Source organism: Oleiphilus sp. HI0123 (genome assembly GCF_001635315.1).
In genome coordinates, this window is record NZ_LWGE01000124.1 from 1 (window position 1) to 906 (window position 906).

The window sequence follows — 906 nt, forward strand, 5'->3', positions numbered from 1 at the left end:
CGATCAGCAATCTGCTGCGTGAGGCTTTCCATCATGTAGGAGCCCCCCCAAGGGTCTGCAACCTGAGGAATGCCTGTTTCTTCTTGAAGGATGATCTGAGTATTTCGCGCAATACGAGCAGAGAATTCTGTTGGTAGTGCAACCGCTTCGTCCAGGGCATTGGTGTGTAGCGACTGAGTGCCACCAAATACCGCAGCCATCGCCTCGATGGTGGTACGAATCACGTTGTTGTAAGGGTCTTGCTCGGTCAAAGACCAGCCTGATGTTTGCGAGTGGGTTCGAAGCATAGAAGATTTGGGGTTCTTAGGTCTAAACTCGTCCATAATCTTATGCCATAACAAGCGACCGGCTCTGAGCTTGGCGATCTCCATATAGAAGTTCATGCCAATGCCCCAGAAGAAGGAAAGGCGAGGCGCAAAGGCATCGACGTCCAAACCAGCTTTCAGTGCAGTTCTAACATACTCTCTGCCATCGCTAAGTGTGTAGGCTAGTTCCAGCGCTGCATCAGCACCGGCTTCCTGAATATGGTAGCCGGAGATTGAAATGCTGTTAAAGCGAGGCATGTTCTCGGAGGTGTAGCCGATAATATCGCCAATAATCCTCATGGATGGTTTTGGTGGGTAGATATAGGTATTGCGCACCATAAACTCTTTCAGAATGTCATTCTGGATAGTGCCTGAAAGCTGTTCTTGTGAAACGCCTTGTTCTTCTGCTGCAACGATGTAGCTAGCCAGGATTGGCAAGACTGCGCCGTTCATGGTCATGGATACCGATACTTTATCAAGCGGAATGCCGTCGAAAAGAATTTTCATATCTTCGACTGAATCAATCGCCACACCTGCTTTACCTACATCACCCGTTACGCGTGGGTGGTCTGAGTCGTAACCTCGGTGAGTCGCTAAATCA

1 protein-coding gene is annotated in these 906 nt (G+C 49.3%); it reads right to left on the bottom strand.

Translation table 11 applies throughout. From position 1 onward, the window contains the following. Positions 1–906 (bottom strand): methylmalonyl-CoA mutase family protein (locus A3761_RS01205; protein ID WP_231881108.1); only part of this gene is annotated, 906 nt, incomplete at both ends.